This window comes from Pseudomonas sp. B21-036 (genome assembly GCF_024748925.1).
Lineage (GTDB): Bacteria > Pseudomonadota > Gammaproteobacteria > Pseudomonadales > Pseudomonadaceae > Aquipseudomonas > Aquipseudomonas palmensis.
This window is the reverse complement of record NZ_CP087178.1, coordinates 5,397,554-5,411,032: the sequence shown is the minus strand read 5'-3', so window position 1 is coordinate 5,411,032 and position 13,479 is coordinate 5,397,554. Positions and strand designations below refer to the sequence as shown.

The 13,479-nt window shown below is 64.7% G+C and carries 14 protein-coding genes and 1 pseudogene; 10 read left to right on the top strand and 5 right to left on the bottom strand.

Going from position 1 to position 13,479, the window contains the following annotated elements:
* Positions 1-4 precede the first annotated feature (4 nt).
* Positions 5-553: a sugar O-acetyltransferase gene (locus LOY33_RS24670; RefSeq protein ID WP_043863432.1), complete on the top strand. Its 549-nt coding sequence runs from the start codon at positions 5-7 to the stop codon at positions 551-553.
* Here LOY33_RS24670 and LOY33_RS24665 read toward each other — a convergent pair.
* Entirely contained in the window at positions 550-1,107 is a 558-nt protein-coding gene (locus LOY33_RS24665; protein ID WP_043863433.1) for a DUF6436 domain-containing protein, read from the bottom strand. The two genes, LOY33_RS24670 and LOY33_RS24665, sit on opposite strands and share 4 nt — an antisense overlap.
* Positions 1,108-1,270: 163 nt before the next feature.
* Here LOY33_RS24665 and LOY33_RS24660 point away from each other — a divergent pair, with 163 nt between their 5' ends.
* The gene (locus tag LOY33_RS24660) at positions 1,271-2,200 is read left to right on the top strand and encodes an alpha/beta hydrolase (protein WP_058541761.1); all 930 of its coding nucleotides are present in this window, start codon (positions 1,271-1,273) and stop codon (positions 2,198-2,200) included.
* Here the strand turns inward: LOY33_RS24660 and LOY33_RS24655 are convergent, their stop codons facing one another.
* Positions 2,201-2,950, bottom strand: a complete 750-nt coding sequence (locus LOY33_RS24655) for a DUF2059 domain-containing protein (RefSeq protein ID WP_043863435.1) — start codon at positions 2,948-2,950, stop codon at positions 2,201-2,203.
* A 114-nt stretch (positions 2,951-3,064) separates the two neighbouring features.
* Between LOY33_RS24655 and LOY33_RS24650 the strand changes: the two genes are divergently transcribed.
* Both LOY33_RS24650 and LOY33_RS24645 read left to right on the top strand, forming a co-directional pair.
* Entirely contained in the window at positions 3,065-3,697 is a 633-nt protein-coding gene (locus LOY33_RS24650; protein WP_043863436.1) for a 2OG-Fe(II) oxygenase, read from the top strand.
* Between the two features lies 1 nt (position 3,698).
* Positions 3,699-4,187 (top strand): DUF523 domain-containing protein, encoded by a 489-nt coding sequence (locus LOY33_RS24645; RefSeq protein WP_253086248.1) that lies wholly within the window; start codon positions 3,699-3,701, stop codon positions 4,185-4,187.
* On the opposite strand, the gene LOY33_RS24640 is transcribed toward LOY33_RS24645, so the two are convergent.
* Complete coding sequence (locus LOY33_RS24640; protein WP_043863438.1) at positions 4,184-4,723, bottom strand: transporter substrate-binding domain-containing protein; 540 nt, start codon at positions 4,721-4,723, stop codon at positions 4,184-4,186. The two genes, LOY33_RS24645 and LOY33_RS24640, sit on opposite strands and share 4 nt — an antisense overlap.
* 229 nt (positions 4,724-4,952) lie before the next feature.
* Here LOY33_RS24640 and LOY33_RS24635 point away from each other — a divergent pair.
* Positions 4,953-5,412 (top strand): annotated as a pseudogene (locus LOY33_RS24635) (DUF4399 domain-containing protein).
* A 70-nt stretch (positions 5,413-5,482) separates the two neighbouring features.
* On the opposite strand, the gene serA reads toward LOY33_RS24635, so the two are convergent.
* A complete protein-coding gene (gene serA, locus LOY33_RS24630) occupies positions 5,483-6,712 on the bottom strand; it encodes a phosphoglycerate dehydrogenase (RefSeq protein ID WP_043863440.1) in 1,230 nt (409 codons plus the stop codon).
* A 172-nt stretch (positions 6,713-6,884) separates the two neighbouring features.
* Here serA and LOY33_RS24625 point away from each other — a divergent pair, with 172 nt between their 5' ends.
* The 4 genes from LOY33_RS24625 (at position 6,885) to LOY33_RS24610 (ending at position 11,061) form a co-directional block, all read left to right on the top strand.
* Positions 6,885-8,282 (top strand): FAD-binding oxidoreductase, encoded by a 1,398-nt coding sequence (locus tag LOY33_RS24625; RefSeq protein ID WP_258660389.1) that lies wholly within the window; start codon positions 6,885-6,887, stop codon positions 8,280-8,282.
* A gap of 38 nt (positions 8,283-8,320) precedes the next feature.
* On the top strand, positions 8,321-8,986 hold the full coding sequence (locus LOY33_RS24620) for a fumarylacetoacetate hydrolase family protein (RefSeq protein WP_043863442.1): 666 nt from the start codon (positions 8,321-8,323) through the stop codon (positions 8,984-8,986).
* 162 nt (positions 8,987-9,148) lie between these two features.
* Positions 9,149-10,081: an SdiA-regulated domain-containing protein gene (locus LOY33_RS24615; protein WP_100634265.1), complete on the top strand. Its 933-nt coding sequence runs from the start codon at positions 9,149-9,151 to the stop codon at positions 10,079-10,081.
* A 77-nt stretch (positions 10,082-10,158) separates the two neighbouring features.
* Positions 10,159-11,061, top strand: a complete 903-nt coding sequence (locus LOY33_RS24610) for an SdiA-regulated domain-containing protein (RefSeq protein WP_043863444.1) — start codon at positions 10,159-10,161, stop codon at positions 11,059-11,061.
* A gap of 87 nt (positions 11,062-11,148) precedes the next feature.
* On the opposite strand, the gene rpiA is transcribed toward LOY33_RS24610, so the two are convergent.
* Positions 11,149-11,820, bottom strand: a complete 672-nt coding sequence (gene rpiA / locus LOY33_RS24605) for a ribose-5-phosphate isomerase RpiA (RefSeq protein WP_043863445.1) — start codon at positions 11,818-11,820, stop codon at positions 11,149-11,151.
* A gap of 136 nt (positions 11,821-11,956) precedes the next feature.
* Here rpiA and ilvA point away from each other — a divergent pair, with 136 nt between their 5' ends.
* Positions 11,957-13,471 carry a threonine ammonia-lyase, biosynthetic gene (gene ilvA, locus LOY33_RS24600; protein ID WP_054915520.1) on the top strand — a complete coding sequence of 505 codons (1,515 nt, stop codon included), beginning with the start codon at positions 11,957-11,959 and terminating at the stop codon, positions 13,469-13,471.
* Positions 13,472-13,479: the final 8 nt, after the last annotated feature.

The following is a 13,479-nucleotide window of genomic DNA, read 5'->3' as shown; positions in this document are numbered from 1 at the left end:
TCCGATGAACCTCAGTGAAAAGCAGAAAATGCTCGCCGGCCAGCTCTATCATGCCGGCTGTCCCGAGCTGCAGGCCGAGCAGATCGCCAACAAGCACTGGATGTACCGCTACAACCATTCCCCCGAACTGCTCAACGAGCAGCGTCATGCCCTGCTGGTCGAGCACTTCGCCAAGGTGGGGGCAGGCGCGGTGATCCGGCCGCCGTTTCATTGCGACTACGGCTACAACATCACGCTGGGCGCCAACGTGTTCGTCAACTTCAACTGCGTGATCCTCGACGTGGTGCAGGTGCACATCGGCGATGACTGCCAGATCGGCCCCGGTGTGCAGATCCTCACCGCCGACCATCCGCGCGATCCGGCCATCCGCCGTTCGGGGCTGGAGAGCGGGCGCCCGGTGAACATCGGCAGCAACGTGTGGATCGGTGCCGGTGCGCTGATTCTGCCAGGGGTGAGCATTGGTGATGATGCGATCATCGGCGCGGGCGCAGTGGTGACCCGCGATGTGCCGGCGGGGGCGACAGCGATGGGCAACCCGGCACGGGTACGCTAGCCGGCCCAGGGGCAATAGCAGCCCACCGCCAGGGTGTGGGTGGCGTTCACGCTGCGGCCCTGGGTGAGGGCCAGCAGAATGGGCTCGATGAAGCTGTTGCTCGAATTGCACGTGGCACCCTCGCTGTAGGGGCCGAAGTAGGCGAGCTGGCCGTTGCGGTCCCAGATCGCAACCGCAGGGCTTGCCGGCAGGTGCTCGGCGCCGGGCAGATCGGCCAGTGGCTTGAGCGCGCCGAGGGTGGCGGGCAGTTGGCCGTGGGTACCGGGCTTTTGCACCACGTAGAACTCCACGCCCTGGGCGGCGAAGTGCTCGGTCAGCTCGGCCAGGTGCTGCTGGTTGCCGACGTTGCAGGGGCAGGCCGGGTCCCAGAAGTGCACCAGGCGGACGGGGCCGGGGCCGGCGATGTCTTCTGGCAGGCGCAGAGTGTCGCCGGCGAACAGTGCGGTGTGGTTGTCGAAGGGGCGCAGGTAGCGGCCCTGGAAGCTGTCGTAGGCCCACCACAGGCCGGCGGCGCAGAGGAGCAGGGTGAGTCCGGTGAGCAGGTGGCGGGGCATCGGGGGTACCAATTCTGGAAAGGGGTGTATCTTTTCGCCGGCAAGGCCGGCGCCTACGGGCGAGGGGGCGGCACAGGCAACAAAAAAGTCCCCCAGCTTGCCACGCCGTTCGCAACAGATGAATATCACAGGTCAATCCTTTGCCCCGTTGTTGGTAACTTCCATGCCCGCGTCATTCCAGCCCGACTCCCTGCGTGCCAGCCTGCAACCGCTGGCCGCGCGTCAGCCGTTGTCGACCCAGGCGCAGGCGTACCGGCATTTCTACAGCCTGGACATTCCCGGCGTCGACAGCTGGCTGGGGCGTTTCGACACCGCAGGCTTCGAGCTGGTCGCCCAGGTCTGGCTGCCCGCCGCGCCTGTGGCGACGCTGGTATTGCTGCACGGTTTCTACGACCACATGGGCCTCTACCGCCACGCCATCGAATGGGCCCTGGCCCGGCAGTTCGCGGTCATCGCCTGCGACCTGCCGGGTCATGGGCTGTCCAGTGGCGAGCGCGCCAGCATCGATGACTTTGCGGTGTATCAGGACGTGCTGCAGGCGCTGTTCGAGCAGGGCCAGGCGCTGAACCTGCCGCAACCCTGGCACCTGTGTGGGCAGAGCACCGGCGGCGCCATCCTGGTCGACCACCTGCTGCATCACGGCGCGCACAGCCCGGCCCAGGGCCAGGTGATCCTGCTGGCGCCGCTGGTACGCCCGCGTGCGTGGCGCTGGTCGAAATTCAGCTATCAGGTGCTGCGCCACTTCGTCACCGGCATCGAGCGGCGCTTCAGCGAGAACAGCAACGACCCTACCTTTTTGCCGTTCCTGCAGGCCGACCCGCTGCAGCCGCGGCGCCTGCCCACTGCCTGGGTCGGGGCGCTGATGGCGTGGGTCAAGCGTATCGAGGTGGCGCCATGCAGCCCGCGCCAGCCGCTGATCGTGCAGGGGCAGGCCGACATGACTGTGGACTGGCCGTACAACCTTGAGGTGCTCAAGGCCAAGTTCGCCGAACCGCAGATTCTGCTGATGCCCGAAGCCCGCCACCACCTGGTCAACGAGCTGCCGGCAATACGCCGAGACTACTTTGCCTTCATCGGCCAGCGCCTGGGCTGATCACTGCAGGTCGGAGGTGCTCTGACCGACCGCCAGGCCAGCCCGGATTGCGGCCAGGGCGGCGGCATAGTACGCCTTGCCTTCGGGCGATTCGGCAAAGCTTGCAAAGGCATCGAGTTCGGCATCCGACAGCCCGCGATACACATACAGCAGGGTGTTGTTCAGGTCGGCCTCGATCTGCTGCATCAGGCGCTGGCGCTGCCCGTCGAGCAGGCCCTGGGCCTGGCTGCCACCGAGCAGGCCGGGGATCATCTGGCTCAGGCTGTCGGCCGCTACCCCGGCAATCGCCAGGCTGACCTCGGCACCGGCCTCGCGGGCCGGCAGGGCCTGGGCCAGGTGGCCGATGATCAGCAGGCGGCTGTCGCTGGCCTCGATCTTGGGCAGGCCCTTGGCATTCTTGGCCAACTGGTCACGGCGGGTGGCCAGCAGCTCGGCCGCCACGATCTTGCGCCCCAGGGGGGATTGAAAAAACGCCAGCGCAGGCTTGGGGTCGCTGAGGTTGGCGCGCAACTGGGCTTCGGCGCGGCGGTCGACGGCGGTGGGTTCGAAACGCTGGTTGCTGTTGTTCACCAGGGCCTGGAAGACTGCAGGCGGCAGGCTGCTGCGATAGCGCTGCTGGGCGGCATCGAGGGCATCGGTGAAGTGGGCGCGCTGCTCCGGCCACCCGGCAACCTTGTACAGTTGGTCGTGGGTATCTGCCAGGACAGGCGTGGTGCAGATCATCAACAGCAGAAAAAACAAACGGCGCATTCAGGACTCCTGTCGGCAGGCCGCTATTGTCCGTGGCCCGGCGGGGCTTTGTCGAGACGCCAATGCACACTCTCGGCCAAGTGGCGCTGTCGGTTTTGCTGGCGGCTCGATACTATGCGCGGCATGCAGATATCCCTTGATCACCCCTTGCTGTCGCGCATCGTCGACGACCTGGCCACCCGTGGCTGGTCGCAGCACGACCTGTTCCTGCCGGCCCCGCTGACGCGGGCACTGGCGGCCGAGTGCCGCCGCCGCGCCGCCGAAGGCGAACTGGCCCCTGCGGGGGTTGGGCGAGGGCCCGCGCAGGAAGTACGCGAAGGTATTCGCAACGACCATATCCAGTGGCTCGAACCCGGTGACTCGGACGCCTGCGACCAGTACCTGGGGTTGATGGACGGCCTGCGCGAAGCGATGAACCGCGGCCTGTTCCTGGGCCTGGAAGACTTCGAGTGCCACTTCGCCCTGTACCCGCCCGGCGGCTTCTACCGCAAGCACCTGGACCGCTTTCGCGACGACGACCGGCGCATGGTCTCGGCGGTGATCTACCTCAACGAAGACTGGCTGCCCGAACATGGCGGGCAGTTGCGCATGACCCTCAAGGACAATGTGGAACACGATGTGCAGCCGACCGGCGGTTGCCTGGTGGTGTTCCTCTCCGGCGAGATCCCCCACGAAGTGCTGCCGGCCAACCGCGAGCGGTTGTCGCTCACCGGCTGGTTCCGTCGGCGCGGCAACGAGCCCTTTTAGCATGCACAAGGTTCTGGTCAGCGCCTGCCTGTTGGGGCAGCCGGTGCGCTATGACGGTCGCGCCAGCGGGCATCCGGATGTGCTCCAGGGCTGGCAGCGGGAGGGTCGCGTGGTGCCGTTGTGCCCCGAGGTCGCCGGCGGTCTGCCGACCCCGCGGCCACCTGCGGAAATTCCCGGTGGGCAGGGCAGTGCGGTGCTGGAGGGCCAGGCCCGGGTGGTGACGGTAGCCGGCGAGGACGTGACCGCGCCGTTCGTGCAGGGCGCGCACCTGGCGCTGGCACTGGTGCAGCGCCACGCCATAAGGGTGGCCGTGCTCAAGTCGGGCAGCCCGTCCTGTGGCAACCGGCTGACCTATGACGGTACGTTCAGCGGCACCAGGGTGGAAGGTGAGGGTGTGACCACGGCGCTGTTGCGCCGTGCCGGGGTGCAGGTGTTCAGCGAACTGGAGCTGGACGCGGCCGTGCAGGCCCTGGAGGCCCTCGACGCCTAAGGTGCGTCGGTGTCCACGGCAGCATCCGCCGCTTCGGTGTGGGTCTGGGCCTGGGGCTCGACAGCGGGCCGCGCCGCCTGCTGCGCCAGCTCGGTCATGCGCCCGTTGTCCTTGATGCGCTGCAGGGCGGCGTTCAAGGCTTTCTCGAAGGCCGGGTTGTCCTTCTGGAAGGGCATCACATAGCGTTTGTCGTCGTCGCCGTCGGTATAGGGTTCGCTGACACCCAGGCGCTGCTTGAGCTCGGGGCTGGCGGTGATCTGGTCCAGGGCGATGTCGTAACGGCCGCTTTCCACACCGTCCAGCAACTCGTCATGGTCGACGGGCACGAACTCCACCCCTACATCCAGCTCCTTGGCCAGCGCCTGGCCCAACCCGATCTCGAAGCCGGTCCACTGGCCTTGCTTGCGGATATTGGTCGAGGAATCGGCGCTGATCGCGATACGCAGTTCATTTCGATCGTTGACCTCGTCGATCAGCTCGGCATGGGCCAACGGGGTCAGCAGGGCCGTGAGCAGTACCCCAATAGTCAAACGCATCTAAGCCCCTTTCCTGGTCTTTGGCAGTGAGTCCGGTCGCCGCGACTTTTTGTGTGTGTCGCGGTCGAACAGTGTCTAGGACCGCACTTGGCCGAGGATGTTAGATGCCAGGGAAGATTTTTCCGTGGCGTTTTTTAAAGCTTGCCTTGGCGCAATTGATCTATCGTAATGAACCGTTGCCCTGGTATTCAGGGGTAAGGGTTACCGAAGTAAATCACAGGAGAAGTGAATGAAAAGCCTATTTTCGCGTGCTGCCGTCGCTGGTTTGTTGATGGGCGTGTCCGCGCTGGCCGCCGCCGAAGGCCTGGTGAGCCAGGCACCACCCAAGGATGCCAAGGTATTCATCGTTTCCCCGGCCGATGGCGCCACCGTCGACAAGACCTTCACCGTCAAGTTTGGCATCGAAGGCATGGAACTCAAGCCGGCCGGCGACGCCACCCCGCATAGCGGCCATCATCACCTGCTGGTGGACGTCGACAAGGCGCCGGCTGCCCACCAGCCTGATGCCGGAAAACGGCCAGCCGCTGCCCGCCGGCCCGCAGGTACTGCACTTTGGCAAGGCGCAGACCGAAACCCAGCTGACCCTGACCCCTGGCAAGCACACCCTGCAACTGGTGCTGGGCGACAAGTTCCACGTGCCGTTCAAGCCAAGCGTGGAATCGAAGAAGATCACCGTGACCGTGAAGTAAATCGCGTGCATGAAAAAAGGCGACCCGAGGGTCGCCTTTTTCATTTGGATCGGCGTTGCCGGCGAAGCGTTTAGAACAGCACGCGCGAACGGATGGTGCCGTTGATGTGCTGCAGCTTCTCTTGCGCCAGGTCCGAGTACTCGGCATCGACGTCGATCACCACGTAGCCGACCTTCTCGTTGGTCTGCAGGAACTGACCGGAGATGTTGATCGAGTTTTCCGCGAACACCTTGTTGATCTCGCTGAGCACGCCCGGAATGTTCTGGTGGATGTGCAGCAGGCGGTGCTTGCCCGGGTGCGCCGGCAGGGCCACTTCAGGGAAGTTGACCGACGACACGGAGGTACCGTTGTCGCTGTACTTGACCAGCTTCTCGGCCACTTCCAGGCCGATGTTGGCCTGGGCCTCGGCGGTGGAACCACCGATGTGCGGGGTCAGGATCACGTTGTCCAGGCCACGCAGCGGGCTTTCGAACTGCTCGTCGTTGGAGCGCGGCTCTACCGGGAACACGTCGATGGCGGCGCCGATCAGGTGCTTGTCCTTGATCGCGGCGGCCAGGTGGTCCAGCTCGACCACGGTGCCACGGGCGGCGTTGATCAGGATCGCGCCCTTTTTCATCGCGCGGATTTCCTTCTCGCCGATCATCCACTGGGTGGATGGCAGCTCAGGAACGTGCAGCGAGACGATGTCGGCCAGGCCCAGCAGCTCGTGCAGGCTGGCGACCTGGGTCGCGTTGCCCAGCGGCAGCTTGGTCAGCGGGTCGAAGAAGAACACCTGCATGCCCAGGCTTTCGGCCAGTACCGACAGCTGGGTGCCGATCGAGCCGTAGCCGACGATGCCCAGCTTCTTGCCACGGATCTCGAAGGAGTTGGCCGCGCTCTTGATCCAGCCGCCACGGTGGCAGGAAGCGTTCTTCTCGGGGATGCCGCGCAGCAGCAGGATCGCTTCGGCCAGTACCAGCTCGGCAACCGAACGGGTGTTGGAGTAAGGCGCGTTGAACACGGCGATGCCGCGCTCGCGAGCGGCGTCCAGGTCGACCTGGTTGGTGCCGATGCAGAAACAGCCGACAGCGACCAGTTTCTTGGCGCAGTCGAAGACCTCTTCGGTCAGCTGGGTGCGAGAGCGAATGCCGATGAAGTGGGCATCGGCGATCTTTTCCTTCAGTTGCGCGTCCGGCAGGGAGCCGGTGAGGTATTCGATGTTGCTGTACCCGGCGGCCTTGAGGACGTCCACGGCGGATTGGTGGACGCCTTCGAGGAGAAGGAACTTGATCTTGCTCTTATCGAGAGAAGTCTTGCTCATCTGCGTAAACCTGTGTCCCGGAGAAAAATGGCAGGGAAAGAAGCGCTCGCAGCATCGGCTTTCGGCACGATCTGCGGGGGTGCGTATGCTAGCATAGGCACCCCTGTTTACGCCCATCCCTGGCACGTGAAACGTGCTCAGGGTGACCATGAATTGTTCGAGAGTTCTGTAGATGACCGATCGTGCGCTGTTGGATGAGCTGATGACCCTGGTTGAGCCTGGAAAGGTCCTGACCGACGCTGCTTCACTTGATGCGTACGGCAAGGACTGGACCAAGCATTTTGCTCCAGCCCCTCTGGCCATCGTGTTCCCCAAGAGCACCGAACAGGTTCAGGCCATCGTGCGCTGGGCCAACCAGCGCCAGGTCGCCCTGGTGCCGTCGGGCGGGCGCACCGGCCTGTCGGCTGCCGCAGTAGCCGCCAATGGCGAAGTGGTGGTGGCGTTCGACTACATGAACCAGATTCTCGACTTCAACGAATTCGACCGCAGCGTGGTGTGCCAGCCTGGCGTGATCACCGAGCAGCTGCAGAATTTTGCCGAGGACAAGGGCCTGTACTACCCGGTCGACTTCGCGTCGGCAGGTTCCAGCCAGATTGGCGGCAATATCGGCACCAATGCCGGCGGTATCAAGGTGATTCGCTACGGCATGACCCGCAACTGGGTAGCTGGCCTCAAGGTCGTGACCGGCAAGGGCGACCTGCTCGAGCTGAACAAGGACCTGATCAAGAACGCCACCGGCTACGACCTGCGCCAGCTGTTCATCGGCGCCGAAGGTACCCTGGGCTTCGTGGTCGAGGCCACCATGCGCCTGGACCGGGCACCCAACAACCTCACCGCGATGGTGCTGGGCACGCCTGATTTCGACTCCATCATGCCGGTGCTGCACGCCTTCCGTGGCAAGCTCGACCTGACCGCCTTCGAATTTCTTTCCGACAAGGCCCTGGCCAAGGTGCTGGGCCGCGGTGACGTGCCTGCGCCGTTCGAGACCGATTGCCCGTTCTACGCGCTGCTGGAATTCGAAGCCAGCACCGAGGAAGTGGCCAACGAAGCCCTGGCCACCTTCGAGCACTGCGTCGAGCAGGGCTGGGTACTGGACGGCGTGATGAGCCAGAGCCAGCAGCAACTGCAGAACCTGTGGAAGCTGCGCGAGTACATCTCCGAGACCATCTCGCACTGGACCCCGTACAAGAACGACATTTCGGTAACCGTGTCGAAGGTGCCGGCGTTCCTCAAGGATATCGACGCGATCGTCGCCGAACGCTACCCCAACTTCGAGGTGGTGTGGTACGGCCACATCGGCGACGGCAACCTGCACCTGAACATCCTCAAGCCCGACGACATGAGCAAGGACGAGTTCTTCTCCCGTTGCGCGGTGGTCAACAAGCAGGTGTTCGAGACGGTAGAGAAGTACAACGGCTCGATTTCGGCCGAACACGGCGTGGGCATGACCAAGCGTGACTACCTGACCTACAGCCGTTCGCCGGTCGAGATCGAGTACATGAAGGCAGTGAAGGCGGTGTTCGACCCCAACGGGATCATGAACCCGGGCAAGATCTTCGCCGTCGAGTGAACCCCGCAGCGCCAATAACATCGTTCCAGGAGTCGGCAATGAACTATCAGCACCAGTATGTAGACGGCACGCGTACTCATCTGCCGGTGGGCAAGGTGGTGTGCATCGGTCGCAACTACGCCGAGCACGCCAAAGAGCTGGACAACCCGATTCCGACCGAGCCGCTGCTGTTCATCAAGCCGGGCAGTTGCGTGGTATCGCTGGAAGGCGGGTTCAAGATCCCGGCCGAGCGTGGCTCGGTGCACTACGAGGCGGAAATCGCGGTGCTGCTGGGCAAGTCGCTGTCGCCGGCGCCTACCGAAGAAGAAGTGCTCGACGCCATCTCCGGCTTCGCCCCGGCACTGGACCTGACCCTGCGTGACCTGCAGGCCCAGCTCAAGGAAAAGGGCCTGCCCTGGGAGCGCGCCAAGTGCTTCGACGGCGCCTGCGTGCTGACGCCCTTCGTGGTTGGCAGCACATTCGAGGACCTGGCCGATATCGGCATTCGCCTGAGCATCAACGGCGAGGTGCGCCAGGACGGCAACAGCGCGCTGATGCTCAACCCGATCGTGCCGATGATCCAGCACATGGCCTCGCAGTTCGCGCTGCAGGCGGGTGACGTGATTCTTACCGGTACGCCGGCCGGCGTCGGGCCGCTGAGCGCTGGCGATGAGCTGGTGCTGGAACTGCCCGGTGTGAGCCGTTTCGAGGGCAGCGTTCGCTGACCTGCCCCGGGTGGCAGTCGATAGCCGACTGCCACCTTTTCCCCGGCCTTTGATCGGGCGTTGCCGTTTTTTTCACAAATGATCCGGATAATCCCCGCGAATCAACCTTGTGAACGTGCCTGCGTGTTGCGTGCCAGGCTAAAAAAACAACGGGAATACCTGATGGCCACACCTTATCCTTCCAGCGGTTCGCTCCCTCCTGTGCGCAAGCGTCGTCTCCTGTTGCGCTGGTCTACCTGGCTGGTGACGGCTGCGGTGATCGGCTATGGCGTGGCTATCGCCATGCACTGGGACGACCGTGGCCTGCTGTGGCTGCAGGAGCGTTTCGAGTCGGTGAGCGAACAGCAGGCCAGTATCTGGCTGCCGGGCTATACGGTCGATATCGACGCCAAGGTGCTGCCGGGCATGGAGGACGACGAGGCCTCCGACCTGGCCTACGACCCCCAGCGCAAGACCCTGTTCGCCGTCATGGGCAAGAACCCGTTCCTGGTCGAGCTGACCCTGGACGGCGATGTGTTGCGCAAGCTGCCACTTCACGGCTGGAGCAACCCCGAGGGGGTTGCGGTGCTGGCGGACGGGCGGTTGGCCATTGTCGACGAGCGTGATCACACCATGACCATCGTCAGCCTGGACGACAGCACCCAGGCACTGAACATCAAGGATTTCACGCAATACGACCTGGGCCCTTCGGCCAATCAGAACAAGGCCTTCGAGGCGATTGCCTGGGACCCGCGCAACCAGCGCCTCGTGCTGGGCGAGGAGCGTCCACCACAGCTGTTCACCTGGCGCACCGACGGCCGTTCGCCGCTGACCGGCGACAAGCAGCCGCTGCCCAGTGACGAGCTGGACCTGCGCAACCTCTCGGCGCTGGGGGTCGACCCGCGTACCGGGCACATGCTGGTGCTGTCGGCCGACTCGAACATGCTGCTGGAGCTGGACGAGCGGGGCGAGCAGGTCAGCTTCATGACCCTGCTCGGCGGTTTCAACGGCCTGAAAAAGCGCATCCCTCGCGCCGAGGGCGTGGCCATGGACGACCAGGGCACCCTGTACATCGTCAGTGAGCCGAACCTGTTCTACCGCTTTCGCAAGCAGTGACTCCCGCATAGTGGCATTAAGCTTCGATTCAGTTGGCTATGGTTAGATGACGCCCGAACCCTGCCGAGTCTTCCCGAATGCGTCGTTACCTGCCCCTGGTCTTTCTTGTTTTCAGTCTGCTGGCCCTTGCCGCCCTGGGCGTGGCGGGGCAGCAGCACCGCGTGTTCGAGCGTGCCTGGTTCGACCTCAAGGCCTGGTGGCAGCCGGCCGAGCAGGGCATGGGGCTGAGCCGCTACCAGGTGGTGGTCGAGGCACGTCCGGTCGAGGGGCTGCAGGCGGATATTTCGGCGCTGACCTTCGACCCGGACCGCAACAGCCTGTACACGGTCACCAACAAGAACCCCGAGCTGATCGAGCTGTCGCTGGAGGGGCGCATCGTGCGGCGCATCCCCCTGACCGGTTTCGGCGACCCCGAGGCGGTGGAGTATGTGGGGCCGGGCAGTTTCGTGATCACGGACGAGCGCGAGCAGCGCCTGATCCGGGTGCATGTGGCGCCCGATACCGCGTTCCTGGATGCCAAGGATGCCGAGCAGCTTACCCTGGGCATCGGCCTGAACGGCAACAAGGGTTTCGAGGGGCTGGCCTACGACTCGGGCGGCAAGCGCCTGTTCGTGGCCAAGGAGCGCGACCCGATGCTGATCTACGAGGTGCACGGGTTTCCCCATGACAATCCGGAGCAGCCCTATGCGGTGCACGTGGTGCAGGACCGCAAGCGTGATTCGCGGTTGTTCGTGAGAGACCTGTCGAGCTTGCAGTTCGACGAGCGCAGCGGGCATCTGCTGGCCCTGTCGGACGAATCGCAACTGGTGCTGGAGCTGGACGTGAAGGGCAAGCCGATCAGCAGCCTGTCGCTGCGCAAGGGGTCTGCCGGGTTGAAGGCGAGCGTGCCGCAGGCCGAGGGGATTGCGCTGGACGATGCCGGGACGCTGTATGTGGTGAGCGAGCCGAACCTGTTCTACGTATTCAGGAAGACCGAGTAGGCTGTATCGCAGGTCAAGCCCGCTCCCACAAGATCACACCGAACCTGTGGGAGCGGGCTTGGCCCGCGATGAGGCCGCCCCGCAAGCTTACCTGGTCAGGGTCTTCACGCCGTCCGCGGTCCCCAGCAGCAGCAGGTCCGCCGGGCGCGCCGCGAACAGGCCGTTGGTCACCACGCCCACGATCGCGTTGATCTGGGTTTCCAGCTCCACCGGGTTGGTGATCTGCAGGTTGAACACGTCCAGGATGATGTTGCCGTTGTCGGTCACCACGCCTTCGCGGTACACCGGGTCGCCGCCCAGTTTCACCAGCTGACGTGCCACATGGCTGCGCGCCATCGGGATCACCTCGACCGGCAGCGGGAAGGCGCCCAGTACCGGCACCAGCTTGCTCGCGTCGGCAATGCAGATGAAGGTCTTGGCCACGGCCGCGACGATCTTCTCGCGGGTCAGGGCTGCGCCACCGCCCTTGATCAGGTTCAGGCGCTCGTCGCTCTCGTCGGCACCGTCCACATAGAACTCCAGGTCGCTGACCGTGTTCAGCTCGTACACCGGAATGCCGTGGCCCTTCAGGCGTGCAGCCGTGGCCTCGGAGCTGGCGACCGCACCATCGAACGCACCCTTGTGCAGCGCCAGGGCGTCGATGAAGCAGTTGGCGGTCGAACCGGTGCCGACGCCGACGATGCTCTTGTCATCGAGCTTGGGCAGAATGAAATCGACAGCGGCCTGGGCGACAGCCTGTTTGAGTTGGTCCTGGGTCATGCGGGCTCCGGAGCGGGCAGGGGTATCGTGAGGGCGCGTAGTATAGCGGCTAAAACCACAGACTGGCTGTGGTCGCCCGACCGGGCGCTGCGGTAGACTCCGAGGCCCCGCCCAGCTGCCCAGTGATGCGTTCCCGATGCTCGAACAGTACGTCAAGAAGATCCTCACCTCGCGCGTCTATGACGTCGCCGTCGAAACCCCGCTGCAACCGGCCGGCCAGCTCAGCAAGCGCCTGGGCAACCACGTGCTGCTCAAGCGCGAAGACCTGCAGCCGGTGTTCTCGTTCAAGATCCGCGGCGCCTACAACAAGCTGGCGCAGTTGAGCGCCGAGGAACTGGCGCGGGGCGTGGTCACCGCCTCGGCCGGCAACCATGCCCAGGGCCTGGCGCTGGCCGCCCGTGAACTGGGGATCAAGGCCACCATCGTGATGCCCAAGACCACCCCCGAGATCAAGGTCGAAGGCGTGCGCTCGCGGGGCGCCAAGGTGGTGCTGCATGGCGATTCGTTCCCCGAGGCGCTGGCCTACTCGCTCAAGCTGGTGGACGAAAAGGGCTTCGTCTATATCCACCCCTATGACGACCCGCACACCATTGCCGGGCAGGGCACCGTGGCCATGGAGATCCTGCGCCAGCACCCCGGGCCGCTGGACGCGATCTTCGTGCCGGTGGGCGGCGGCGGCCTGATCGCCGGCATTGCCGCCTACGTCAAATACCTGCGCCCCGAGATCAAGGTGATCGGTGTCGAGCCGGACGACTCCAACTGCCTGCAGGCCGCCATGGCCGCCGGCGAGCGCGTGGTGCTGCCGCAGGTGGGCCTGTTCGCCGATGGCGTGGCGGTGGCGCAGATCGGCCAGCACACCTTCGACATCTGCAAGGATCATGTGGACGAGGTGATCACCGTCAGCACCGACGAGATCTGCGCGGCCATCAAGGACATCTACGACGATACCCGCTCGATCACCGAACCTGCCGGCGCGCTGGGCGTTGCCGGCATCAAGAAATACGTTGAGCTGCGAGGTGTGACCGGGCAGACCCTGGTGGCCATCGACTCCGGTGCCAACGTGAACTTCGACCGCCTGCGCCATGTGGCCGAGCGCGCCGAACTGGGCGAGGGCCGCGAGGCGATCATCGCAGTGACCATCCCCGAACAGCCGGGCAGCTTCAAGGCGTTCTGCGAGGCCATCGGCAAGCGCCAGATCACCGAATTCAACTACCGCTACCACGCCGACGGCGAGGCGCACATCTTTGTCGGGGTGCAGACCCATCCCGACACCGACCCGCGCAGTGCCCTGCTGCACAGCCTGACCGCGCAGGGTTTTCCGGTGCTGGACCTGACCGACAACGAGCTGGCCAAGCTGCACATCCGCCACATGGTGGGCGGGCACGCGGCGCGGGTCAGCGACGAGCTGGTGCTGCGCTTCGAGTTCCCGGAGCGGCCGGGGGCGCTGTTCAACTTCCTCAACAAGCTGGGTGGGCGCTGGAACATCTCGATGTTCCACTACCGCAACCATGGCGCGGCCGATGGTCGCGTGGTGGCCGGGCTGCAGGTGCCGGATGATGAGCGCCACCTGGTGCCGGCGGCACTGGCCAAGATCGGCTACCCGTACTGGGATGAAACCGACAACCCGGCGTACCGGCTGTTTCTGGGCTGAACGGCTAC

What these genes read in the sequence shown, in the direction of transcription:
- ilvA (WP_054915520.1), top strand. Translation starts at nt 11,957, where the DNA reads ATGCTCGAACAGTACGTCAAGAAGATCCTCACCTCGCGCGTCTATGAC.
- rpiA (WP_043863445.1), bottom strand. Translation starts at nt 11,820, where the DNA reads ATGACCCAGGACCAACTCAAACAGGCTGTCGCCCAGGCCGCTGTCGAT.
- LOY33_RS24615 (WP_100634265.1), top strand. Translation starts at nt 9,149, where the DNA reads ATGGCCACACCTTATCCTTCCAGCGGTTCGCTCCCTCCTGTGCGCAAG.
- LOY33_RS24650 (WP_043863436.1), top strand. Translation starts at nt 3,065, where the DNA reads ATGCGCGGCATGCAGATATCCCTTGATCACCCCTTGCTGTCGCGCATC.
- LOY33_RS24660 (WP_058541761.1), top strand. Translation starts at nt 1,271, where the DNA reads ATGCCCGCGTCATTCCAGCCCGACTCCCTGCGTGCCAGCCTGCAACCG.
- LOY33_RS24645 (WP_253086248.1), top strand. Translation starts at nt 3,699, where the DNA reads ATGCACAAGGTTCTGGTCAGCGCCTGCCTGTTGGGGCAGCCGGTGCGC.
- LOY33_RS24670 (WP_043863432.1), top strand. Translation starts at nt 5, where the DNA reads ATGAACCTCAGTGAAAAGCAGAAAATGCTCGCCGGCCAGCTCTATCAT.
- LOY33_RS24665 (WP_043863433.1), bottom strand. Translation starts at nt 1,107, where the DNA reads ATGCCCCGCCACCTGCTCACCGGACTCACCCTGCTCCTCTGCGCCGCC.
- LOY33_RS24610 (WP_043863444.1), top strand. Translation starts at nt 10,159, where the DNA reads ATGCGTCGTTACCTGCCCCTGGTCTTTCTTGTTTTCAGTCTGCTGGCC.
- LOY33_RS24625 (WP_258660389.1), top strand. Translation starts at nt 6,885, where the DNA reads ATGACCGATCGTGCGCTGTTGGATGAGCTGATGACCCTGGTTGAGCCT.
- serA (WP_043863440.1), bottom strand. Translation starts at nt 6,712, where the DNA reads ATGAGCAAGACTTCTCTCGATAAGAGCAAGATCAAGTTCCTTCTCCTC.
- LOY33_RS24640 (WP_043863438.1), bottom strand. Translation starts at nt 4,723, where the DNA reads ATGCGTTTGACTATTGGGGTACTGCTCACGGCCCTGCTGACCCCGTTG.
- LOY33_RS24620 (WP_043863442.1), top strand. Translation starts at nt 8,321, where the DNA reads ATGAACTATCAGCACCAGTATGTAGACGGCACGCGTACTCATCTGCCG.
- LOY33_RS24655 (WP_043863435.1), bottom strand. Translation starts at nt 2,950, where the DNA reads ATGCGCCGTTTGTTTTTTCTGCTGTTGATGATCTGCACCACGCCTGTC.